This window comes from Flavobacterium sp., assembly GCF_031537875.1.
In the GTDB taxonomy this organism is placed as follows: domain Bacteria; phylum Bacteroidota; class Bacteroidia; order Flavobacteriales; family Flavobacteriaceae; genus Flavobacterium.
In genome coordinates, this window is record NZ_JAVKNB010000009.1 from 49,947 (window position 1) to 72,358 (window position 22,412).

Consider the following 22,412-nt stretch of genomic DNA (forward strand, 5'->3'; position numbering starts at 1 on the left):
ATACTATAAATCTCTTTTTGGATGTACTAACGGAAAAGGAAACCAAAAATTATTTTTCAGCAAAAATTTCAGTAAATTTGTTATAAATATACTCCCAATGAGCGAAGAACCTTTGATGATTTTTAAAAAGCCGTCTTATCCAATTAATGAGGCACTATTAGATTATCTCGAACGATTTGATCGAATTTCTAAATTCCCTATATCCTATGATGATTTATTGCGTTTTTCAGGCTCTATTAATGTCTATGACAAAGAGGATAGGGACACATTGTGGATTCGAGTATATTACAATGAATTTGAGCGAGAAGAAATTGATTTAACGCTCAAAAAAATCTATTCTTTGTTGCACTCTGATGGAAATCTAGAGATTATTAAATTTTTAAATGTTGATTCCATTGACTATTGTACGTTTGGGAATTCAAAGCCTTTCCGAATTAAAGTAAGAAACGTACTTAATGATAACTATACCCATTTTTATGTAAAAAAAGCGGATGCTTCTCGCGTTTACGGTTTGGAATTAGAGCACATTTTATCGCCTGATAAAATCAACTTTTTGGTTCATCAAGATACTTTAATCGAAGAGCATATTATGGGAATTGCGGGGGATGTATTTATCAATAATCACTTGAAGAATTGTACCGAAACGGAAAAATCTCAAATAGCTAAAGAGTTTGTGAAGTTCAACGAACGTTCTATGATTCGTTTACTTGGTGATATGCGTGCTTATAATTATGTGGTGATTCCAATTCATGATTTTGACCAAGTAGTCTATAGAATTCGCGCCATTGACTTTGACCAACAATGTTATGAAGGAAATTTTAAAGTGTACCGTCCTCAGTTTTTTAAAGAGAATTATCCTATGGTGAAATTGGTAAAAGACAAATTACAAGAAAGTTCTATCAACCAATATAAAAATGAAGAGCGTTCTGTTTTGGCTAAAAGAATTCACTCGGCCGAAAATAGAATCAAGCGTCTGTTGAAAATTATGGGAGATGATAAGCTGTCGACCCCAGAGCATTTAGAGCAATTAAAAATGGAATTGTATAGGTACACCAATGATTTGAATTTCAAAAAAGCCAAATCGATGGGTAATATTATGCATGCGTCATTTCAGTACATTACCCGAAACTTCAAAAATGTCAATCCGTTTAAATCATATTGATCTAAAAAAAATCCCCGATGAATACTCATCGGGGATTTTTTTTAATTTTTCTCTTCTTTATTGAAATAGACCAAGTAATAATACATTTGCTTTTCTTCGTCCCAGCCTTTTTCTACAAATTTCTCAGCACTTTCAGGATTAATGAAATCCATTTTGATTTGGATGTGTGTATCTAAATTGATCACGTTTTTGATGGACTTTCTCGCATCAGAAACCGCTGCATTGGCAATAGGGAAGGTGGTAATATCTTCAATACTGTATTTATCTCCCTTATCTACTTTATAGTTTTTGAATTCAGGAATCAAATCGGGATTATCTAAAACTTCGTTTAAGAAATTAGTTTCTTCAAATTGATCGTTTTTGGCAAAATAATTCACAGAACGATTCATGAACATGACTTCTTCTTTTTTGTCTTCGGCAGGAAAAACAACATCTTTAGCAAAGCCTTGACAGAATTTCAAATACTTTTTAGTGATGTAATTTTCATCTTCGAAAGCATCTACAGATAAGAAATGTTCTAGCCAATAACGTGCATCATAACGGTTACTATCTACGGTTAGGATTTTATATCCTTCTTCTTTCTTGTAATTGAAAATCAAGCATCCTTTGTCTAATTTATTCAGACTTACCCCGTGTTGTAAAATCATTTCAAGGTGGGTGTCTTTTTCTTCAAATTGCAAGAAATCCGCTTGAATTTCACTTTTGAATATCCCAATTGCATCGACTACATTATTGTCAATAGCGAGGTTGGTTAAATAGGTAACATACACTTCACCATTCTTGATGTGAGGATGATTGGATTGCTCAAATAAATGCTTAGTAATTTGTTTTGAAACCTCATGAACATTCGACGGATTCTCGAAAATTTGAGAGGCAAATTTGTACATTTCATTGTAATCCAAATCCACTTCGTGCGCAAACTGAAAGTAATTTTCTTCTTTTTCTCTAAAAGGTTTAAAGAAAAATTCCTTTATCAACGGAACAATTTCATCATTGAGATTAAAGAGTTGTTCCGATAAAAAAATAGCTTCGTTGCGGCTCTTGTTTCCTACGCGGTGTATAGAAAGAGAATCAATGTGGGTGTTGAATAAGTTAATCATAGCTTTAGCCCCTCCCGTCCTCCCCGAAGGGTAGGTGTCAAGAACTGGACAGTATTTTTAAGTTAATTTTTATTTAGAAAGAGCAAAAAGTATCAGTCTTTATTTTAATTTGATATAAACTCCCTCTCCTTTGGAGAGGGTTGGGGAGAGGCCTAATTCCAATTTTCTTCGTATCCGAAGTCTTCAAAGCTGTCGTCGCCTTCAAACATATCTAAGTCATCTTCATCTAAATCATCTTCAAATTCACCGTAGATGTCATCGTGCATATCGGCTTCAAAATTTTTCTCAATAGCTTCGTCAGGCATTTCTCCGTGAGAAAATATTGTTTCAGGATAAATAGCACCCGATTTTGGTTCTTCAACTGCAGCTAATTCTACTAAGAAAGTCCACATATTGATAAAATCATACACATAGATAATTTTAGTATTCTCTTTATCTAACAGATCCGATAATTTGTAATCACTCATTACAGTTTGCTCTCCTGGAACATCACCAGCGTCAAACATTGGAATTTCGTCTTCTTGATTCCAAGTATCGTCACAAGTGTAAAAAGAAGCTACTTCCATTCCGTCAAATCCAAATGAATTGAAGATAGCATTGTGTAAATCTTCTAAAGTATCTTCAGCTAGTATTGCAATATCTCTGAAAATATCTTCTTCTGCGTCTAGAATTACTCTGAATTTATAAACCATAATCGTTGTTTTTATAGAAAGTTCAAAGGTAAATTATTAATTACTAATTACGAATTGTGATTTACGTTTTGTTGAAAAGATTTTAAATAGTTGAATGGGAGTATTTTATTCTAATTTCTTAATCACTTTGGCAGGATTGCCTAATGCCATAGAATAATCGGGAATGTCTTTTGTCACAACAGCACCTGCTCCGATAACGCAGCCATTGCCAATTGTTACCCCAGGACAAATAATGGCACTACCGCCAATCCAACAATCGTCTCCAATCGAGATAGGTTTTGAAATTTTATGAGTGCGACGCATTTGCGCTTCAAGCGGATGAGAGGCGGTGTACAATTGGACTCCGGGACCTAAAAGCACATTAGAACCTATAGTTACTTTGTTTTCGTCGAGAACGACACAGTTCACATTGAAAAACACATTGTCTCCACACAAGATATTGTATCCATAATCACAGAAAAATGGAGGTTCAATGTATAGGTTAGAACCTGCATTGGGTAGTAATTCTTCCAAAATCAATCGCGCATTCCTTGTCATTCGGTATTCCGTAACATTCAGTCGATGTAATAAGTTTTTGGCTTTCCGGCGGTCTTTTTTAAGATCTAAATCACCTAATGGATAAGGTTTTCCGTCCATTATTTTTTCTTTTTCTGGTTTCATGAAAAGTAAATTCTAGTGCTGTAAATATAAACAATCTACAATTCATCTTCGTTTTTTGACAATTCGGTTTTTCTTATTTTTATGCTATACTTCTTTAGTGCAACTTTGCTTCATCAAAAAACAAAAGTATGATCCGAATAGTTATTTTATTAACCTTAAGTTTGGTTGCCTTATTGCAACAACTTTTATTTTAATACAAAAGAGATGATTGATAAATTAATAAAGGAATTTCCTAGAGCACTTGTGATTTCGCTAAGTATATTTTTTGCTCTGCTACTTATTAAGTATTTAGTTGGAGTAACTATTTCCTTAAATGATTCATTTTGGGTGAATTTTGGATATACCATGCTGTATGGTTTTAGTTTATATTATGCTAATGCTGCGGTATTTATTTTGTTGGACACTATTTATGCAAACAATCGCTTTACAGTCAATCGATTAATTGTAGGGTTTATAAGTACTTTTTGTATCACACTTTTTGTGGTTTTTCTGTTGCGTATTTTTGAAGAGGTTATTGTTGAAAAGCAATCATTTACAACTTATATTGAAAATGAAAAAGCAAGTTCGTACCTTATTCCAGTGGTGATTTTTTTGATTGTTTCATTATGTATACATGCTTTCTATTTTTACAAAGCTTTACAAGAAACCAAAGTCAAAGAACAAAAAATAATAGCCACTACTGCCAATGCGCAATTTGAAAGTTTGAAAAATCAAATTGATCCTCATTTTCTGTTTAACAGCTTGAATGTCTTGAGTTCATTGATTGAAGAAAATCCCGAAAACGCACAAAAGTTTACGACTTCGTTATCTAAAATTTACCGCTATGTTTTAGAACAAAAGGATAAAGAATTAGTGGCTGTTGAAGAAGAATTGGCTTTCGCCAAAATTTACATGCAATTATTAGCCATGCGTTTTGAGAATAGTATTTCGTACGCATTGCCTGAAAATACTAATGCGGATGCTAAAGTAGTACCACTTTCACTTCAATTATTATTAGAAAATTGCATCAAGCACAATATTGTGAGTAGTTCAAAACCGTTGCATATTAAAATTAGTGTTGAAGACAATCAATTGGTCATCGAAAATAATTGGCAAAAGAAAGAAGTGCTTACTGACGGGAAAGGAGTTGGTTTGCAAAATATTGTCAATCGCTATGCGTTATTGACCGAGCGAAAAGTTAAAATTGTCCAAGACGAAAAATCGTTCAAAGTGTATTTACCTATCTTAACCAAACAAATTTCAAAAATGAAATCAACTAACTTTACAAAAGAAGATATGGCGTATGCTCGAGCTAAAAAACGTGTAGAACAACTCAAAGGATTTTATGGGAATTTAACTTCCTATTGTATTATAGTGCCTTCACTGGCATTAGCAAATTATTTCACCTATTGGGGATTTCAATGGTTTTGGTTCCCCATGTTGGGTTGGGGATTGGGATTGTCTTTTCACGCATTTGGAGTGTTTGGTTACGGAAAATCGTGGGAAGAACGAAAAATACAAGAAATAATAAACAAAGAAAAGAAGCATAACTGGGAATAATAATCTTAAATACTATGGAAATTATAAATAAAGACCAAATTCAATACGAAGAAGCGGTAAAAAAAGTTAAAAAATTAAAAGGATTTTATACACACGCCATTGTGTATGTGGTTATTAATAGTATGATTGTTATTATTAATATCCAAAATCTTAGCCCAGGAGAAAGTTATTTTCAATTCAAAAATTTCTTTACTGCATTTGGATGGGGAATAGGTTTATTAGCTCACGGAATGGCTACTTTTGTTCCGTATTTTATTCTTGGGAAAGATTGGGAAGAACGTAAAATAAAAGAGTTGATGGAAAAAGAGCAAAATGTAAATAAGTGGGAGTAACTCACTATCGAATATTGAATAACGAATGTTGAATTTTGAAATGGATTTACAATGAACATCATCATCATCGAAGACGAAAAACCAGCGGCACGTTTGTTACAGCGAAAAATAGAAAAACTAGGCTATTCAATTGCTACATTATTGCATTCGGTAGAGGAATCCTTAGTTTGGTTCCAAAGCAATCCGCAACCCGATTTGATTTTTTTGGATATCCAATTGTCAGACGGTTTGTCGTTTGAAATTTTTGAACAAATCGATATCAAAAGTGCCGTGATTTTTACAACTGCTTATGATGAATATGCCTTGCGCGCCTTCAAATTGAATAGTATCGATTATTTATTAAAACCCATCGACGAGGAGGAATTGGCTACTGCAATTGCAAAATTCAAAAATCAATTTCAAATAAATGGCATTTCAAGTTTAGATTTTGAAGCCATTAAGAGAATGCTTGTCAATCCAGTTGAAAGAGAATATAGAAAACGTTTTTCCGTAAAAATAGGGCAACAACTCAAAGTGATTGATGTTGCTGAAATCGAGTGTTTGTATAGCGAAAACAAAGGAACTTATATTCATACGCTAGACAATCGTGATTATTTGATTGACAGTAGTTTAGAAATTGTGGAAGCCGAATTGAATCCTAAAGAATTTTATCGCATTAGTAGAAAATTTATTATCCCAATGCAGTCAGTCAAAGAAATTCAAGTTTATTCTAATTCGAGGTTAAAAATTAGTTTGCCAACTTATAAGGGCGAAGAAGTAATTGTGGCTCGGGAACGCGTTGCGGACTTTAAAGATTGGCTGGGTTAATTATTTGAAATAGATTTTTCGAATCCCAATCAAAATAAAAATCAAAACAGAATACGCTATAAAAAACGGAATGACCCATTCGATTTGGCCCAATGGTAAAAGCACGGCGATAATCAGTAATTGGAAACCCAATCCATATAAAGACACTAAAGTCATAAACCAATTCGGAAAGGTTTTGACTTTGTAAGCATCATTATCCAAAGCGTGAATAATTTTATCAAATCCACCGTACACGATAGTATAAATTCGGAACAAGATATCAACTGATTTTTGTGATTCTCCAGGCAAAGCTCTCGGAGATTTATATTCAAAAACTTTACTGGTAGTATCTCCACCCACCGATTTGTTTCGAAGAATTACATAATAGTAATTGTATAAAGTACCTTGTAATTGGATACAAAAAAAAGCAATTAATGTCAGCCCAAAAGAAGTTTTTGACACATAACAAATCGTCATCAAAAACAGAAAATTCAATATAATATCAAATACACTGTCTAAATACCTACCAGTATAAGAAGGGGTATTTTTTAAGCGAGCCAATTCGCCATCAGCCGCATCAATTCCCGATTTTAAAACGATAAAAAAACCTGCCCATAAATAGTATTCATTAAGAATACAATAAATTGCTATTAGTCCAGCAATTCCAAACAAAAGTGTAACGTGGATAGGAGTAAAGCGGGTATTCTTTAGCGCATTAGCAAGTAATTTTCCAAAGGGTCTTCCATAATCCGATAAATCAATAAATTTATCTTGGGCAGCTAGTTTTGACATTAATTATGGTTAAGACGATATTGTGACATTATAGTCGGTGTAATTAGTTAGAATGTTTTTTGCTGTTTTCTAATATTAAATAGAGTTGTAAGCCAAATAGTAGGGTAGCCATTGCGATATGAATGGTCTGAGAGCCAAATGGGAAGTTAAAATAATACATTGCAATACCTGATAGGATTTCGATGCAAAGCAATCCTATTATCCAATTCATTTTGTCAAATCCTAAAGTAAGTTTTCTATTTCGCCAAAACAAAAACGCATTGGCACAAACCACTAAAATTGAAAAACTTCGGTGAGTATAAAAACCGCCCTTGGGATTTTGTATCCAAACTTCTTTGGGTAAACCTAATTCTGTAATGGCATCAACTGATTCTCGAACTTGTGTTCCAAAAATGATTTGAACAACAGTTAATCCTAATGCTGCATATAAAACCCATTTGAATTCGTTATCAAAGGTTTTTATTTTTTTGTTTTCTTGAACGGAATAAATGACATACAATTGAACCGCTACAATTAGCAATGCAGCCAACATGTGAGTGGTGATTTTATACGGATTCAAAACAGAATCTACGACTGTTTTTCCTAACCAAGCTTGAAAGCCCATTAAAAAACAAATGAGTAAACAATAGAAAATCAATTTTTTGTTTTCTTTCCAGAAACCGAAAGAGAAAACCAAAGCTACTAGACAAGCCATACCGGCTAATGCCCCAACTAATCGGTTGAGGTATTCTACCCAAGTGTGTAATGGATTGAAAATAGCGTAATCATGTTTAGTGTATTTTTCCCAATGCGTACTTTCAAAATTTTTTGGAGCAACAAAATGGTCTTTAGCCACTAAAAGACTTTCATTTTTAATAATAACTTGTCCTTTTGAATATTCTTTTCCAACAGTATAGAGTAATTCTTTTTCTTCAGTAGGAGGGATGTAATATCCAAAGCATTTTGGCCAATCTGGACATCCCATTCCTGAACCTGTCATTCGGACTAATGCACCAGCTAGTATAACTAAATACACTAAAACTAGAGCTGTCTTTGCCGATGGAAGAAAATATTTTTTCATTTTTAATTTACTTTTTTTAATCCTAATTTTTCAGCTCTTTTCAAAACAAAATTATAGGCAGCTTCGTATTCGTTAGGTATTTCGCCTTCTAAAATAGCTTCTTTGACCGCTTCTTTCAATGTACCAATTTCGCGAGAAGGTTGTAAATCAAAAATCGCCATAATTTCTTCTCCAGAAATAGGAGGTTGGAAATTACGAACGTGATCTCGAGCTTCTACTTCAATAATTTTCTTGCGGACAATATCAAAATTATTGTGGTATTTTTTGAATTTTGCAGGGTTTTTAGTGGTGATATCGGCTTCGCAAAGCGTCATCAAATTATCAACATCTTCTCCTGCATCAAATACCAATCGTCTCACAGCAGAATCGGTTACGATATCTTCAGCTAGGACTATAGGTCGGGAACTCATCATGACCATTTTTTGAACAAATTTCATTTTTTGATTCAACGGCATGTGTAGTCTTTCAAAGATTTTTTTGACCATTTTCCCACCTAAAAATTCATGTCCGTGAAACGTCCAACCTTGTTTTTTGTTAAAGCGTTTCGTTGGTGCTTTTCCAATATCGTGTAATAAAGCGGACCAACGCAACCACACATCATCCGTATTCGGGCAAATATTATCAACCACTTCAAGCGTATGATAAAAATTGTTTTTATGCGTATGACCTTCGATTTCTTCGACCTGATTCAAAGCAGTTAATTCAGGTAAAATGATATCTAAAAGTCCCGTTTTGTATAATAATAAAAATCCGATAGAAGGTTTTTCGGTTGAAAGAATTTTATTTAATTCATCCACAATGCGTTCTCCTGAAATGATTTTAATTCGTTCTGCATTTTTGGTAATAGAATCTAGTGAATTTTCTTCAATTTCAAAATTCAATTGAGTTGCAAAACGGATCGCACGCATCATTCGCAAAGGGTCATCAGAGTAGGTGATGTCTGGATCAAGTGGTGTTTTAATGATTTTATTTTCCAAATCATTTACTCCATTGAATGGATCTACTAAATCTCCAAACGTATTTGAATTTAAGGATAATGCTAAGGCATTTATTGTAAAATCACGACGGTTTTGATCATCTTCTAAAGTGCCGTTTTCAACAACAGGATTTCTACTCTCAAAATGATAGGATTCTTTTCGGGCGCCAACAAATTCGATTTCAGTATCTTCAAAACGGAGCATTGCGGTACCATAGGTTTTGAATACTTGTACTTTCGGTTTTTTAGGAAGTAACTCGGATACTTTTAATGCTAATTCGATACCACTACCTACGGCAACAATATCAATGTCTTTTTTGAAATCTCTTCCAAGAAGAAAATCCCTCACGAACCCACCAATAACGTAGCTTTCTACTTGGAGTTCTTGTGAAGCTTTGGCAATTACTTCGAAGATTTTGTTATGTAAGGCTGATTTATGATTCATCTATTAATTTGAGAATTTGAAAATTAATCAATTTGAAAATTATACTACATTCTCAAATTCTCAAATTTTCAAATTATATTGTATTACTTTCTAATAATTTTCACCTGAGCATCGCTCGTTAATTTAATTATGGTAGAAGGTTTTCCTGCTATTTTTTCGTGCGCCAAATTTACAACATAGTCCACACCTTTTATAATTTCGGGACTAATTTCTTTAAATGATTTTGGAGTGGGTTGCCCCGATATATTCGCCGAGGTTGAAACTAAAGGTTTTTTCATTCGCTCCATTAATTTAAAACAGAAAGGTTCTTTCACTAATCGGATACCTAAGGTACGGTCAGGAGCGATTAAATTTGGCGCTACATTTCTCGGATTATCAAGGACTAAAGTGGTAGGATTCTCAGATAAATCTAAAATTTGCCATGCTACTTCTGGAATATCTTTGAAAACAGTGTACATCATTTTTTCTCCATTCATTAGGCAAATCATACTCTGAGTTTCAGCTCTTTTTTTGAGTTGGTATATTTTAGCCACCGCTTCAGGATTGCTAGCATCACAACCAATTCCCCATACAGTATCAGTAGGATAGAGTATAATTCCTCCGTTTTTAATTACTTCAAACGCATTGAAAACTTCTTGATTGATGTCCATCTAAATTGGTTTAGTTTATTATTGTAAATGATATTGCAAAGCAAACTGAATTTGGATATTCAGTTTATTGTTGTCCAATTGCCATTGATAATTATGCATCCAAGAGGTATTTAATTTTGCTTGAATACCTATATTCCCTATACGTCTGTAGGTATAAGTGTTTAAATTCAAATCGACCCATTTTCGATTGTAGTCACTAAAAACATCATAATAAAAATCTAAGTTGTGGGCATATCTTTCACATTGAATTCCCCATACTTTGTTTTTATTCCAAACACTAAAATCTAAGATTTGCGAATTACCTCCTGGGCCTATACTCGCCCCAATAACTTGCCCCATTTGTGTATAGCCATGAAGAACACTTCCGTGTTCATACCAAGCACCAGCAGGTCTAACAATTCTGTCTGCACTTTGTTGTAATTGAGTATGTTCAAAATTAAATTTCAAATAATTATCATTATCTGAGTTTAACATGAATATTTTTCCAAATCCAAATAAAATAGCTCTTGAATGAGATGGAGAATCAAATAAATCTAAAAGATTTGAGGAGTGGTCATTCCAGCCACTTTCCACATAAATTTCAGACTTCGATTCTTTCATTACCCAACGTAAGAAAACAGAGGCTAATTGATCCCTGTTTTTAGCATCTTCATTATTTAAGTTTGCTTTTTGAAAGGGAATTATGACTGGAAAATAGTCAGTAAATTGCTTTCCTAAATCGGTATTGTAAATTTGAAAAACACGGTTCAAACCAACAAACAAACCTGGGACCCATTTGGGATGGTAGTTAATAGACAATCCAGACAGGTATCTCCATTCAGATTGCTTCGGAATTTTATAATTTACTCCATCAACAATATAATCTTCGATTGGATTGTCGAATCCTGAATTTTCGAGTCTTCCGTTAATTAATTGTCCTTCAAAACTTCCTATAAAAGTTTGAATTGGTTTTCTGGTATTAATGGTGGAATGTAAAAATCCTGGAGCATTGTTGCTCATTATTAAAGAGTTGTACAGTCCAGGTCCCCACCATAAATTTTCTGTAGAAACCCCAATAGCTATATTTTTATAGTTTAGTTTAACACTACTTTGTCCCCAACCCAAATAGTGATAGGCTTTGTCTCCAAATCGAACAGGAATATCCGAGTGATTTAAATAACTAATATATGCGAATCTAATATTGTTAGTTTCGGTTGTAGGGAAAGCTTCAAAATTTCGATTTGCTGCATACACATATTCAGGGTTGATCCGGATTTCTAACGCGCCATAACTAGCTTGAATTCCTGCTTTAAAATGGGTTTGATATCCTTTAGCAGGTATCATAGCCCCATCATTTCGACTTATTGGCGCAAAAGAAGTGTATTGTTGTTTGAGATTGACAGGTAGGTAATGAAATACAAACTTGTTTTGAAAATCTGAGGATACATTTTGTGTCAAAGGCCTCATTGTAAAAGAAACTAAGGAGTCTCCTTTTCCTAATAGCTGTTCGTTTCGAGCTCTTTGTTCGGCTAAATCAATGGCCCCAATTGGGATGTTTTGACAAATTACTTTAGAGGTACATAATACTAGAGCTAGAAAAAAATATTTTATATTCATACTTTTACTAAAGAAAGTATATTGTTTGAATTGTTTATTTTTGATAGGAGGCATGTTAAGGATCTAATTGAATTTTAATTATTATGTTTAATGATTTTCTAATTCAAAAATTGTATTTACCCAATTATTTAGTGTATATCTATTGTATATATGGGATGGAATTTCTTCATATTCAGTTTCAAAAAATGAAATTGGTATAATCGGTTTTTTTGGGTCAATGACTAATATGTTATTTGGATTATAAAAATCATAATTTTTGATGTCTTCATTAGTAGTAATTAATTTTTTATGCCATCCTAAACTTTCAAAAACTCTAAAAGTCAATCCTGTTTGTCCATTTTTATTTACATCAAGTAAAACATCCGATTGCTTTATGTATTCCTTTACAGTCGATAATGGAATTTTGTTGGTTATGTAATCTATATTAGCTTCTTTTTTATTTTTCGTCTTATTGTAAATAATGATTTTCGATTTAATAGTATTGTTTTTGAGTTCGTTAGCAATTCTTTTGATAGTATTTTGTCTATTGTCTTTCGTGCTAATATTAAAGACATTGTATTTTGCTATTTGAGGAGTATCTGTGATCTCGGGAAAATCACAAATCCAATTTGTGATAAATTTCAATTGATACTTTTCGCAATCACTTTTTTCAAATGAATAGACTTGATCGAATAATGGAATTATTTTTATTATTTTGGGATATCTTCGAATATTATCGTTGAAATATGCTATTGATTTTTTTGAATATTGCTTTATTTTAAGAATGTATTTAGCATCAATATAGTCACCTCTTGTAATTAATATAACATCTTGAATTTTGTCCATTGAATCCAATTTTTCAATGATTTTTTTGCCAAAATGAATATGTTTTAAATTTATATTAAAAGCATATTTTAAAAAAAAGTTATATATTTTAAATAAAAAATTAGGGTATTTGTATTTAAACTGATTGAAATCAATATGATTTACAGTATGTCCTTTTTTTTGAAGATTCACAATGATGTCAGAATTTAGTTTCCATTCATCGTAACTTATTATTGTTATTAGCATAAACAGTTTGGTTTTTATCTCAAAAAAATATTTAGCAAATATAGTCTACAAATTAGGAAAATAAAATTAAATACATCTTTAAATATAGTATTTTTGCGAATGAAATTTTTAATTAAATTAATTGACTAGGAATTAGTTAGTTCATTTAATGGAATTTTCAAATATTTTAGATTGTAAAAGTGATTTTTAAATTTATTAATAATGAATTTTAGTTTTCTTAAAAACAGAAAAATAATTATTGGCTTGTGGTTAGTAGTTGCTTTAGTAGCAGCTATTAAGCAGTTTGTTATAGGGAAATATAATAATTATTTGATTTTTAAGCATGTTTTTTTTCATACTATTGAGAAAAAATCGTTGTATGGTCTTTATCCAGAGTTGTATTTTGACCGGAATCATTACGGGCCCATTTTTAGCCTTTTTATTGCTCCTTTTGCAGTTTTACCGGATAGTATTGGAATGCCACTTTGGGCTGTGTTCAACGCTGCAGTTTTAGTGTATGCCATAACTAAAATCCCAGTAGATGCTCAAAAAGTGAATTTAATTCTTTGGATTTGCTTTCATGAATTTCTAACTGCAATTTTAGGCTTTCAGTTTAATCCTATTATGACAGCCATAATTATTCTTAGTTATGTTTATATTACTGAAGAAAAAGACATTTGGGCAGCGTTCTGTATCGCATTGGGAACATTTATAAAGTTATACGGTGTGGTTGGTTTAGCATTCTTTTTCTTTTCAAAAAATAAACCAAAATTCATACTTTCATTATTACTTTGGTCCCTTGTGTTTTTTGGGTTGCCAATGCTTATTTCGTCTCCAGAGTTTATCTTAAATAGTTACAAAGAATGGATGCTTAGACTGGTAGAAAAAAACAACGAAAACGCTGGTTTAGATTCGATGCAAGATATTTCAGTTATGGGAATGTTTAGACGAATATTTCATGCTCCCGAGCTCTCAAATCTGTTATTCTTGATACCTGGACTAGCTCTTTTTGGGTTACCTTACCTTCGTCTAAAGTTGTATTCCAATGAAAAATTCCGATTACTATTATTGGCTTCGGTATTAATTTTTACGGTTATTTTTAGTTCTGGTTCAGAAAGTCCAACGTATATCATTGCCTTTGTAGGAGTAGCTATTTGGTTTGTTTTGCAAGAAAAACCAATCTCTAAAACCACTTGGTTTTTATTTATCTTTGCCATGATTCTAACTAGTTTTTCTCCTTCGGATATTGTTCCAAGATTCTTAAGAGAAACCTATATTAGGCCTTATGCTTTGAAAGCGTTACCTTGTGTATTAATTTGGGGTAGAATCATTTATGAAATGCTATTTTTTAATTCGAATCAGAACAAAATAGAAATTTAATGAGGAAAAATATTACTATAGTCATTCCGTCTTATAATGAAGAATCAAACATTGAGAAATTATTATCGTCTCTTAATGAAGTGATTGTTTCTTTGAATTATAATTTTAAGATACTATTTGTTGATGATGGAAGTAGAGATGGTACTATTGTTAAATTAAAAAATTTAGCACGTAATCAAGACAATCTATTTTATATTGAACTTTCAAGAAACTTTGGACATCAAAATGCTTTAAAAGCAGGAATTGATTATGCTAAATTAAATTCGGATGCCGTAATTTCAATGGATGGCGATTTGCAACATCCACCTGCATTAATACCAGAACTTATTGCTAGATGGGAAGAAGGATATGACGTAGTGTATACAGTAAGAGCCGAAACAGAATCACTTTCATATTTCAAGAATAAAACATCTAAATGGTTTTATAGTTTGATGAATAAGCTATCAGAGATTAAGTTCGAACCTGGTACGGCTGACTTTAGATTGATAGATAAAAGGGTGGCTGAGGTTTTTTCGGATTTTACTGAGAATGAGTTATTCATTAGAGGGATTATTAATTGGGTAGGCTTTAGTCAGTTTGCGGTGGATTATATGCCGCAAGAAAGGTACTCTGGCAAAAGTAAATACACCCTCTCAAAAATGATTCGATTTGCCATACAAGGCATCACTTCATTTAGTACACGACCGCTTTATTTTGCAGTCTTTTTAGGTCTAGGGTTGTCTGTATTCTCTATTATTTTCTTTTCTATTTATGTAGGATATAGTCTTTATTTTGGACATCCAATTTCAGGTTGGGCATCTGTAATTACCGCGATTGTATTTTTTGGTTGTTTAAATTTGATTGTTTTAGGAATAATCGGGATTTACATTGGTAAACTCTTCATGCAATCAAAAGGGAGACCTAACTATTTAGTAAAAAATACGAACTATCAATGATTTTATTAAGTTTTGATATAGAGGAGTTTGACATGCCTTTTGAATACAATAGAGAAATTTCGTTTGAAGATCAAATTCGAGTTTCGACTATTGGTACAAGGATTATTTTGGATATTTTAAAAAAACACCAAGTTAAAGCCACTTTTTTTTCAACTGCTACTTTTGCGATTCATATTCCGGAACTATTAAAAAGAATTGTTGATGAAGGTCATGAATTAGCGTCTCATACATATTATCATAGTTCCTTTGACGTGGTTGATTTGGTTAATTCTAAGAAGAAATTAGAAGAACTATCAAATGCAGAAATTATCGGATTCAGAATGCCAAGAATGCAGCCTGTTGACGAAAAAGAAATTTACAAAGCTGGATACCGATACAATTCATCGATTAATCCAACCTATTTACCTGGTCGATATAATAATTTTGATCAACCAAGAACTTTTTTCAAACAAGAAGGAGTGTGGCAAATTCCCGCATCGGTTAGTCCCATAATTAGATTCCCTTTGTTCTGGTTGTCATTTCATAATTTACCACTTTGGGTTTATAAAATTCTGGCAAAATGGACTTTGAAAAATGATGGTTATTTGAATATTTATTTCCATCCTTGGGAATTTACGGATTTAGATAATAAAGAAGCCTATAATTTTCCAAGTTATGTATCAAAAAATTCGGGGCATAAAATGGCAGAACGGTTAGATGATTTCATCATCTGGTTGAAGCAAAATAAAAACCAGTTCGCTACATTTAGAACATTTATCGAGCAAAATCAACTCAATTAGCATATTAAATTAAATCCTGTTTATGAACGAAGAACTGTTTCATATTATCAATAATTTTGAATCTCTTGGCGAAGATTGTTTTGTAGGCAAAAGAAATAAAATAAAAATCTTTGACTATAAAGGAGGAATTATTAACATTAAATCGTTTAAGATTCCTTCGTTTATTAAAGGTTTTATCTATAAATATATCAGAAAATCAAAGGCAAGACGTTCTTTTGAAAATGCTTCAATATTATTAGAAAAGGGGATTGGAACACCAAGGCCGATTGCGTATCATGAAAATTCAAATTGGTTAGGTTTAAAGGATAGTTATTATATATGTGAACATTTAAATCCCGATTTTCTTTACACTAGTCTTTTTCGTGATTCGCCAGGATTAGATCGTGACAAACTAATTAGGGGAATTGCTAAATTTAGTTTTCAGTTGCACGAAAAAGGAATAGAATTTTTAGACCATTCCCAAGGAAATTCATTAGTCAAAGTAGATGAAGAGGGTAATTATCACTTTTTTTTAGTAGACTTGAATCGAATGAAGTTTCATCATGACATGCCATTCCAGACTAGAATGTATAATATGAGAAAATTAGGTCCTCAAAAAGAAATTGCAGCTATAATTGCTAATGAATATTCTAAATATTATAAGCTGAAATCCGAAACCGAAATAGCAAATGGGTTATGGGAAGAAACGACTAAGTTTTATGATTTCTTCAGAAGAAAACAAGCATTGAAGAAAAAATTAAAGTTGAAATAAATCTTACTTTGACAATTCTTTGTAGCAACTTATAATTTGTTGTGCAATGAGCTCATCATTGAATTTTTGTGCAAATTCAAATCCTTTTTCTCTCATATTTTTAGATAAAGTTGCATCAGTAAGCACTTGATTAATTTTTTGTTCTAAATCATCCACATCAAACGGTTCAATATACAATGATGAAGGTCCTCCTGCTTCTGGAAAAACACCATTTTTATTGGTTATCACAGGTGTTTTTGAAAATAGTGCTTCGATAATAGGAATTCCAAATCCTTCGAATATAGAAGGATAGACAAAGACGCTTGCCAATTGATAAATAATAGCTAATTCTTCTGCTGATACATTTTTAAGGAAATGCACCCTGTTTTCTAAATTGTTGATTTTTATATAGTTGTGGATTTGAGCTGTATATTTGGTTTCTTTTCCAATTAAAACTAAACTTACGTCTAAGTTTTTGATTGCTTTTACAATAGTTAAAGCGTTTTTTCGCTCTTCAATAGTTCCCACATTTAGTACGAATTTTTCAGGGAGTTGGTATTTTTCTGCTACTTCTTTTTTAGATTCGTCTGAAAAATAAGTTTTAAAAACAGCGTTACATCCTTGATAAATCACTTTGATTTTTGATGGATCAACCCCAAGAAATTGAATAGTATCCAATTTGGTTTGCTCACTTATTGCTAGAATTAAATCGGCATTTCGGGTTGCTTTTTTAAATTTGAGATAATGGATTTTTCTGTCAAAAAAAGAATATAAGTGAGGGTATCGTATGAAAATTAAATCGTGAATGGTTACAATTGATTTAATTCCTTTTGACTGTAGTCCAGATGGTAATTCTCCTGAAAGACCATGAAATATTCGTATTTGATCTTTTTCTAAATCAGCTACAACACCTCTTTGTCTCCAGAGATTATAGTATTTTTTATAAAAAGCAGTTCGAGGATTTTTTTCAAAAACGTTGGTTTCGTTTGGAACAAAAAGAGTTTCTTTTGATTTCTTTGGATTGTAAAGAAAATACTTGTTTTCAGGAAAACAGTCTGATACAATCCGAATCAAATCCCGACTGTAATTACCTAATCCTGTTTTATTATAAAAAACGCGTTTTGCTTCAAATCCTATTTGCATCCTTTGATATCGTTTAAAGTAATAAAATTGATTAATTGATCTTCAAATAATTCGGGGGTAAAAACGGATTGTAGTTTTTTATATTCTTTGGTTTTAATTAAATCGTCAATAGCAGTAGATGGTAATTTTGATTCAAAATCTTTTACGTGTACAGAAATGTTTTGCTTTCCATCTTCAAACATATTCCAGTCATTTTTTATTACTAATGGAGAGAAAATTGTAAAAGTAGGGATGTTTAATGCTTTTGCCATATTCGTAGCGCCACCTTCATTCCCAATGAGTGCTTTGCAAAGTGAAGTGATAGCAAGAAAGTCCCTCAGATTATCTTCATAAAAATCGAAATTGATTTTAGCCTGAGTTTCGGGTGTACACAATAAGTACAACTGACGGGCTTCTTCTTTTTGAAATGGAAAATAATTAAACAGAATCTGAATATCATTTTCATCAGCAATTGTATCAATTACTTTTGCCATGTAGGCTATTGGATACGTTTTACTATCATTACTGCCAATAGCACTAATCATCACAAGAGGTTTTGAAAGTGTTATTCCAGCTTTTTCTAACTTTGATTTAGCAGTACTAATTTCGTTTTCTGTAATGAATATTTTGGGCTTTATTACTTTAAAATCAATGCCCAATGGTGATAACAATCTCATTCTATGCTCAATTGCTTTGGTTGCATTTGAAAATGAAGTTTGATTTCGTTTTATAGGATGTGTGTATAGTAATTTGGAGTATATTTTATCAAAAGTGATGGTTTTTTTAGCTCCCGAAAACCAACCTAGGATTACGCTATTCGGTTTACCATAAGCGTCTACAACTATCTCGTAATTTTCTTTTCGTATTTGAAATAAAAACTTAAAAAAGCCTAATTTGTTTTTACGATCCTTTTCATTCATGATAATAATTTTATCAACGAATGGGTTGTTTTCGACTACAGCAACACTATTTTCGTAAATCAAATAATGAAGTTCGTATTCTGGAAATTTTTCTCGTAATGCTTCCAATAAAATCGTACTGGTGAGAACATCACCAATACGTTTTTTTTGGATTACAAGGATTTTATTTTTTGTCAAAATAAGATATTTATACTGCTACGTCGTATTCTCTCAACGCATTGTTCAATGACGTTTTTAAATCAGTAGAAGGTTTACGAGTTCCAATAATCAAAGCACATGGCACTTGGAATTCTCCGGCAGCGAATTTTTTAGTGTAACTTCCAGGAATTACCACAGAACGTGCAGGAACAAATCCTTTCATTTCTTTTGGCTCATCTCCAGTTACGTCAATAATTTTGGTAGATGCAGTTAAACATACGTTAGCTCCAAGAACCGCTTCTTTACCAACATGAACTCCTTCTACTACAATACAACGAGAACCTATGAAAGCACCGTCTTCAATAATTACTGGAGCAGCTTGTAAAGGCTCTAAAACCCCTCCAATTCCAACTCCTCCACTCAAGTGAACATCTTTACCTATTTGAGCACAACTTCCTACTGTAGCCCAAGTATCAACCATTGTTCCTTCATCAACATAAGCACCAATATTTACATAACTTGGCATCATGATAACTCCACTTGAGATGTATGAACCATAACGAGCAGATGCTCCAGGAACCACACGTACTCCTTTTTCGGCATAGTTTCTTTTCAATTCCATTTTGTCATGGTATTCAAAAATTCCAGCTTCCCAAGTTTCCATTTTTTGAATAGGAAAGTACATTACTACTGCTTTCTTTACCCATTCGTTTACTTGCCAACTATCACCTTTAGGCTCAGCAACTCTTAATTTTCCAGCATCTAGTAATTCGATAACTTCTCTAATAGCATCAGTTGTAGTAGTTTCTTGTAATAAAGCTCTGTTTTCCCAAGCTTGTTCTATTGTTGTTTGTAATGAATTCATTATAGTAGTATTAATTTTTTACAAAGATAGTTTTTTTGTGCAATTGTCAAAAGTTGAATTTGGTTCAAACAATTCGAACTTTATATTTTATTTGTGAGATATAATTGCTTTGGTATATATTGATTATTAGTAAATTTACACACTATAATTTAAGAAATAAGTTGATGCCAAGAATACTCGCTATAGATTACGGACAAAAACGTACAGGAATTGCAGTTACTGATGAGTTGCAAATTATTGCTTCAGGATTGACAACAATTCCTTCGGCAACAGCGATTACTTTTTTGAAAGCCTATTTTGAAAAAGAAAATGTAGAAGCGGTACTCATTGGTGAACCAAAGCAAATGAACGGACAGCCATCTGAAAGTGCTTCTATTATTAAAGGCTTTGTGACTCATTTTACCAATCATTTTCCAGACATGAAAGTCATTCGGGTAGATGAGCGATTTACTTCTAAAATGGCATTCCAATCGATGATTGATAGTGGTTTGAGTAAAAAGAAACGCCAAGACAAAGGGCTAATTGACGAGATTTCGGCCACAATAATGTTACAAGATTATTTAACTAGAAAAATGTTTTAAACTAGATTTTTTAGCCTACTAATAATCTGTTTGTTTTCTTACGTTTAGCTTGAAATTTGTTATAATTTTATAATGATTTTTGCATTATTAAGGAGTATATTTGCACCTTAAAATTTTAGAGCCATGTCCGATACTACAATTCGAACCAATCCTGATGTAATCCTTATAGGTGCTGGAATTATGAGTGCCACTCTTGGAGTAATTTTGAAAGAATTACAACCTAATTTAACTATTGAAATATACGAAAGATTAGATAATGCTGCTTGCGAAAGTTCTGATGCTTGGAATAACGCTGGAACGGGTCATTCTGCTTTTTGTGAATTGAACTATACACCAGAAGCAGCTGATGGATCAATTAGTCCTAAAAAAGCCATTAGTATTGCTGAATCTTTTGAGGTGTCAAGACAGTTTTGGGCGTATTTAGTGCAACAAAACAAAGTAGTTTCTCCTGAAAATTTTATAAAAAGTGTTCCTCATCTTAGTTTTGTTTGGGGAGAAAAAAATGTTGCCTACCTGAAAAAGAGATTTGAAGTTTTACAATCCAATCCGTTATTTAAAGAAATGGATTTTAGTACTGAATTTTCAGCACTTCAAGAATGGATGCCTTTAGTGATGGAAGGTAGAGATCTTACTGAACCAATGGCAGCGACTAAAATGGATATTGGAACCGATGTTAATTTTGGCGAACTAACTCGTAGTATGTTCAACTACCTACAATCGTTAGAAGGGGTGAGTATGCATTTCAATAATGAGGTTAGAAAATTGAAACAAAGAAAAGATAGTTCTTGGCGAATCAAAGTCAGAGATTTAACCACCAATCAAAAAAGAAGAGTGTACCCAAAATTTATTTTTATAGGTGCTGGTGGTGGTTCATTGCCGTTATTAGAAAATGCCAATATCCAGGAAGGAAAAGGATATGGTGGATTCCCTGTAAGTGGACAATGGTTAAAATGTACCAATCCTGAAGTGATTGCTAAACACGAAGCTAAAGTATATGGTAAAGCAAGCGTTGGCGCTCCGCCGATGTCAGTTCCTCATATTGATTCTAGAATGATTAATGGCGAAAAACAATTGCTTTTTGGTCCTTTTGCTGGATTCTCTACACGTTTTCTTAAAAACGGATCGTATTCAGATTTGCCATTGTCTATCAAGACAGATAATATTATTCCAATGGTAATTGCAGGAATAAAAAATATACCGCTTACCAAGTATTTGATTGAGCAAGTACGTCAAAAACCAAAAGACAGAATGGATGCATTACGCGAATATGTTCCTAATGCAAGATCTAAAGATTGGAAGTTAGAGCGCGCTGGTCAACGAGTTCAAGTAATTAAAAAAGACGAAAAAGAAGGTGGGATTTTGGAGTTTGGAACTGAAGTAATTACCACTAATGATGGAACTTTATCCGTTTTATTAGGAGCCTCTCCAGGAGCTTCTACTGCGGTAACAGTAATGTTAGACGTGGTACAAAAATGTTTCAAAGACAAAATGGATTCTAAGGAATGGCAGTCTAAATTAAAAGTAATGATTCCTTCGTATGGACAAGCTTTGAATTTTAATGCAGACTTATTAGCTGAAGTTAGAAAAAACACCGCTGAAACATTGAAATTGAACTAAATCAATGATACAGAATTTAAAAGCATCGAAATAGTATTTTGATGCTTTTTTATTTTATTATTATTTAATTATTGTAATAATTCTATGATCTCTATCTGGACAAACTAACTGGTTATTTAAATATACTTTTCCTATACCTATATAATTTTCAGCTTTATTTTTAATAATTTCAGCTTTAAATATATCCGAATTAATAGAATTCCATTCGATAATAGTTTCAGTTGTAGTATTTTCCATTGAATTTTCGGAGCCTGAATTCAATAAAATTTTCACAAACTTACGCCCTTGTATATCAGTATCTAAATAGTAAAATTTTTTGTTTGAGGGAGCAGGTGCTACGTAGGATACTTTAATTGATTCATTATTAAAATTAGTAGTGCCAATTATATTTACTCCGTCTGAATTATTTAAATATACATATATAGCGGTATCGATTGTGCTATTGTTCATATTTATAACTTTATCACTACTTGTACAACTTAGGGATGTAACAAGTATAATTAATAAAAGAATTGAATTTTTCATA

23 protein-coding genes are annotated in these 22,412 nt (G+C 32.4%); 10 read left to right on the forward strand and 13 right to left on the reverse strand.

The window, feature by feature from the left end; all coding sequences use genetic code 11:
• Positions 1-97: 97 nt before the first annotated feature.
• A complete protein-coding gene (locus RMR09_RS04025) occupies positions 98-1,162 on the forward strand; it encodes a hypothetical protein (protein ID WP_310594524.1) in 1,065 nt (354 codons plus the stop codon).
• Positions 1,163-1,203: 41 nt separating this feature from the next.
• Here RMR09_RS04025 and RMR09_RS04030 read toward each other — a convergent pair whose 3' ends face one another.
• From RMR09_RS04030 to RMR09_RS04040, 3 genes are all read right to left on the reverse strand, one after another.
• Positions 1,204-2,262, reverse strand: a complete 1,059-nt coding sequence (locus RMR09_RS04030; protein ID WP_310594525.1) for a nucleoid-associated protein — start codon at positions 2,260-2,262, stop codon at positions 1,204-1,206.
• A gap of 152 nt (positions 2,263-2,414) precedes the next feature.
• A complete protein-coding gene (locus RMR09_RS04035) occupies positions 2,415-2,954 on the reverse strand; it encodes an IS1096 element passenger TnpR family protein (RefSeq protein ID WP_310594526.1) in 540 nt (179 codons plus the stop codon).
• A 105-nt stretch (positions 2,955-3,059) separates the two neighbouring features.
• Positions 3,060-3,614, reverse strand: a complete 555-nt coding sequence (locus RMR09_RS04040; protein WP_310594527.1) for a sugar O-acetyltransferase — start codon at positions 3,612-3,614, stop codon at positions 3,060-3,062.
• A 204-nt stretch (positions 3,615-3,818) separates the two neighbouring features.
• Between RMR09_RS04040 and RMR09_RS04045 the strand changes: the two genes are divergently transcribed.
• Genes RMR09_RS04045 through RMR09_RS04055 form a run of 3 tightly spaced genes read left to right on the forward strand, consistent with a single transcriptional unit; the run spans position 3,819 to position 6,292 of the window.
• Positions 3,819-5,153 (forward strand): 2TM domain-containing protein, encoded by a 1,335-nt coding sequence (locus RMR09_RS04045; RefSeq protein WP_310594528.1) that lies wholly within the window; start codon positions 3,819-3,821, stop codon positions 5,151-5,153.
• Positions 5,154-5,167: 14 nt separating this feature from the next.
• On the forward strand, positions 5,168-5,485 hold the full coding sequence (locus tag RMR09_RS04050; RefSeq protein WP_310594529.1) for a 2TM domain-containing protein: 318 nt from the start codon (positions 5,168-5,170) through the stop codon (positions 5,483-5,485).
• 51 nt (positions 5,486-5,536) lie between these two features.
• Positions 5,537-6,292 carry a LytTR family DNA-binding domain-containing protein gene (locus RMR09_RS04055; protein ID WP_310594530.1) on the forward strand — a complete coding sequence of 252 codons (756 nt, stop codon included), beginning with the start codon at positions 5,537-5,539 and terminating at the stop codon, positions 6,290-6,292.
• Here RMR09_RS04055 and RMR09_RS04060 read toward each other — a convergent pair whose 3' ends face one another.
• The 6 genes from RMR09_RS04060 to RMR09_RS04085 form a co-directional block, all read right to left on the reverse strand.
• Positions 6,293-7,063: a CDP-alcohol phosphatidyltransferase family protein gene (locus tag RMR09_RS04060; protein WP_310594531.1), complete on the reverse strand. Its 771-nt coding sequence runs from the start codon at positions 7,061-7,063 to the stop codon at positions 6,293-6,295.
• Between the two features lie 43 nt (positions 7,064-7,106).
• Positions 7,107-8,123, reverse strand: a complete 1,017-nt coding sequence (locus RMR09_RS04065; RefSeq protein ID WP_310594532.1) for a COX15/CtaA family protein — start codon at positions 8,121-8,123, stop codon at positions 7,107-7,109.
• 2 nt (positions 8,124-8,125) lie between these two features.
• The gene (locus tag RMR09_RS04070; RefSeq protein WP_310594533.1) at positions 8,126-9,544 is read right to left on the reverse strand and encodes an HD domain-containing protein; all 1,419 of its coding nucleotides are present in this window, start codon (positions 9,542-9,544) and stop codon (positions 8,126-8,128) included.
• An 83-nt stretch (positions 9,545-9,627) separates the two neighbouring features.
• Complete coding sequence (locus RMR09_RS04075) at positions 9,628-10,194, reverse strand: L-threonylcarbamoyladenylate synthase (RefSeq protein WP_310594534.1); 567 nt, start codon at positions 10,192-10,194, stop codon at positions 9,628-9,630.
• An 18-nt stretch (positions 10,195-10,212) separates the two neighbouring features.
• Complete coding sequence (locus RMR09_RS04080) at positions 10,213-11,790, reverse strand: capsule assembly Wzi family protein (protein WP_310594535.1); 1,578 nt, start codon at positions 11,788-11,790, stop codon at positions 10,213-10,215.
• Positions 11,791-11,877: 87 nt separating this feature from the next.
• Positions 11,878-12,840 (reverse strand): lipopolysaccharide core biosynthesis protein rfaS, encoded by a 963-nt coding sequence (locus RMR09_RS04085; RefSeq protein ID WP_310594536.1) that lies wholly within the window; start codon positions 12,838-12,840, stop codon positions 11,878-11,880.
• Positions 12,841-13,041: 201 nt separating this feature from the next.
• On the opposite strand from RMR09_RS04085, the gene RMR09_RS04090 reads away from it, so the two are divergent.
• The 4 genes from RMR09_RS04090 to RMR09_RS04105 are packed head-to-tail and all read left to right on the forward strand — an operon-like array spanning position 13,042 to position 16,664.
• Positions 13,042-14,199: a glycosyltransferase family 87 protein gene (locus RMR09_RS04090; protein WP_310594537.1), complete on the forward strand. Its 1,158-nt coding sequence runs from the start codon at positions 13,042-13,044 to the stop codon at positions 14,197-14,199.
• Positions 14,199-15,134: a glycosyltransferase family 2 protein gene (locus tag RMR09_RS04095; protein WP_310594538.1), complete on the forward strand. Its 936-nt coding sequence runs from the start codon at positions 14,199-14,201 to the stop codon at positions 15,132-15,134. Before RMR09_RS04090 ends, RMR09_RS04095 begins: the two co-directional genes overlap by 1 nt.
• Positions 15,131-15,913, forward strand: coding sequence for a polysaccharide deacetylase family protein (locus RMR09_RS04100; protein WP_310594539.1), 783 nt, complete (start codon positions 15,131-15,133; stop codon positions 15,911-15,913). The genes RMR09_RS04095 and RMR09_RS04100 overlap by 4 nt, the downstream gene beginning before the upstream one ends.
• 22 nt (positions 15,914-15,935) lie before the next feature.
• Entirely contained in the window at positions 15,936-16,664 is a 729-nt protein-coding gene (locus tag RMR09_RS04105) for a lipopolysaccharide kinase InaA family protein (protein WP_310594540.1), read from the forward strand.
• Positions 16,665-16,667: 3 nt separating this feature from the next.
• Here the strand turns inward: RMR09_RS04105 and RMR09_RS04110 are convergent, their stop codons facing one another.
• Genes RMR09_RS04110 through RMR09_RS04120 form a run of 3 tightly spaced genes read right to left on the reverse strand, consistent with a single transcriptional unit; the run spans position 16,668 to position 19,688 of the window.
• The gene (locus RMR09_RS04110; RefSeq protein WP_310594541.1) at positions 16,668-17,786 is read right to left on the reverse strand and encodes a glycosyltransferase family 1 protein; all 1,119 of its coding nucleotides are present in this window, start codon (positions 17,784-17,786) and stop codon (positions 16,668-16,670) included.
• Positions 17,777-18,862, reverse strand: a complete 1,086-nt coding sequence (locus RMR09_RS04115; RefSeq protein WP_310594542.1) for a glycosyltransferase family 9 protein — start codon at positions 18,860-18,862, stop codon at positions 17,777-17,779. Before RMR09_RS04115 ends, RMR09_RS04110 begins: the two co-directional genes overlap by 10 nt.
• 10 nt (positions 18,863-18,872) lie before the next feature.
• Complete coding sequence (locus RMR09_RS04120; protein ID WP_310594543.1) at positions 18,873-19,688, reverse strand: 2,3,4,5-tetrahydropyridine-2,6-dicarboxylate N-succinyltransferase; 816 nt, start codon at positions 19,686-19,688, stop codon at positions 18,873-18,875.
• A gap of 164 nt (positions 19,689-19,852) precedes the next feature.
• Here RMR09_RS04120 and ruvX point away from each other — a divergent pair, with 164 nt between their 5' ends.
• Complete coding sequence (gene ruvX / locus RMR09_RS04125) at positions 19,853-20,269, forward strand: Holliday junction resolvase RuvX (protein ID WP_310594544.1); 417 nt, start codon at positions 19,853-19,855, stop codon at positions 20,267-20,269.
• Between the two features lie 123 nt (positions 20,270-20,392).
• Positions 20,393-21,886 carry a malate:quinone oxidoreductase gene (locus RMR09_RS04130; RefSeq protein ID WP_310594545.1) on the forward strand — a complete coding sequence of 498 codons (1,494 nt, stop codon included), beginning with the start codon at positions 20,393-20,395 and terminating at the stop codon, positions 21,884-21,886.
• 60 nt (positions 21,887-21,946) lie between these two features.
• On the opposite strand, the gene RMR09_RS04135 is transcribed toward RMR09_RS04130, so the two are convergent.
• Positions 21,947-22,411, reverse strand: a complete 465-nt coding sequence (locus tag RMR09_RS04135; RefSeq protein WP_310594546.1) for a hypothetical protein — start codon at positions 22,409-22,411, stop codon at positions 21,947-21,949.
• Between the last annotated feature and the right edge of the window lies 1 nt (position 22,412).

Excerpts from the sequence above, each read along its gene's own strand:
- ruvX (WP_310594544.1), top strand. The coding sequence starts at position 19,853 with ATGCCAAGAATACTCGCTATAGATTACGGACAAAAACGTACAGGAATT.
- RMR09_RS04040 (WP_310594527.1), bottom strand. The coding sequence starts at position 3,614 with ATGAAACCAGAAAAAGAAAAAATAATGGACGGAAAACCTTATCCATTA.
- RMR09_RS04080 (WP_310594535.1), bottom strand. The coding sequence starts at position 11,790 with ATGAATATAAAATATTTTTTTCTAGCTCTAGTATTATGTACCTCTAAA.
- RMR09_RS04035 (WP_310594526.1), bottom strand. The coding sequence starts at position 2,954 with ATGGTTTATAAATTCAGAGTAATTCTAGACGCAGAAGAAGATATTTTC.
- RMR09_RS04030 (WP_310594525.1), bottom strand. The coding sequence starts at position 2,262 with ATGATTAACTTATTCAACACCCACATTGATTCTCTTTCTATACACCGC.
- RMR09_RS04135 (WP_310594546.1), bottom strand. The coding sequence starts at position 22,411 with ATGAAAAATTCAATTCTTTTATTAATTATACTTGTTACATCCCTAAGT.
- RMR09_RS04075 (WP_310594534.1), bottom strand. The coding sequence starts at position 10,194 with ATGGACATCAATCAAGAAGTTTTCAATGCGTTTGAAGTAATTAAAAAC.
- RMR09_RS04120 (WP_310594543.1), bottom strand. The coding sequence starts at position 19,688 with ATGAATTCATTACAAACAACAATAGAACAAGCTTGGGAAAACAGAGCT.
- RMR09_RS04085 (WP_310594536.1), bottom strand. The coding sequence starts at position 12,840 with ATGCTAATAACAATAATAAGTTACGATGAATGGAAACTAAATTCTGAC.
- RMR09_RS04025 (WP_310594524.1), top strand. The coding sequence starts at position 98 with ATGAGCGAAGAACCTTTGATGATTTTTAAAAAGCCGTCTTATCCAATT.
- RMR09_RS04070 (WP_310594533.1), bottom strand. The coding sequence starts at position 9,544 with ATGAATCATAAATCAGCCTTACATAACAAAATCTTCGAAGTAATTGCC.
- RMR09_RS04100 (WP_310594539.1), top strand. The coding sequence starts at position 15,131 with ATGATTTTATTAAGTTTTGATATAGAGGAGTTTGACATGCCTTTTGAA.
- RMR09_RS04130 (WP_310594545.1), top strand. The coding sequence starts at position 20,393 with ATGTCCGATACTACAATTCGAACCAATCCTGATGTAATCCTTATAGGT.
- RMR09_RS04065 (WP_310594532.1), bottom strand. The coding sequence starts at position 8,123 with ATGAAAAAATATTTTCTTCCATCGGCAAAGACAGCTCTAGTTTTAGTG.
- RMR09_RS04110 (WP_310594541.1), bottom strand. The coding sequence starts at position 17,786 with ATGCAAATAGGATTTGAAGCAAAACGCGTTTTTTATAATAAAACAGGA.
- RMR09_RS04105 (WP_310594540.1), top strand. The coding sequence starts at position 15,936 with ATGAACGAAGAACTGTTTCATATTATCAATAATTTTGAATCTCTTGGC.
- RMR09_RS04095 (WP_310594538.1), top strand. The coding sequence starts at position 14,199 with ATGAGGAAAAATATTACTATAGTCATTCCGTCTTATAATGAAGAATCA.
- RMR09_RS04060 (WP_310594531.1), bottom strand. The coding sequence starts at position 7,063 with ATGTCAAAACTAGCTGCCCAAGATAAATTTATTGATTTATCGGATTAT.
- RMR09_RS04090 (WP_310594537.1), top strand. The coding sequence starts at position 13,042 with ATGAATTTTAGTTTTCTTAAAAACAGAAAAATAATTATTGGCTTGTGG.
- RMR09_RS04055 (WP_310594530.1), top strand. The coding sequence starts at position 5,537 with ATGAACATCATCATCATCGAAGACGAAAAACCAGCGGCACGTTTGTTA.
- RMR09_RS04050 (WP_310594529.1), top strand. The coding sequence starts at position 5,168 with ATGGAAATTATAAATAAAGACCAAATTCAATACGAAGAAGCGGTAAAA.
- RMR09_RS04045 (WP_310594528.1), top strand. The coding sequence starts at position 3,819 with ATGATTGATAAATTAATAAAGGAATTTCCTAGAGCACTTGTGATTTCG.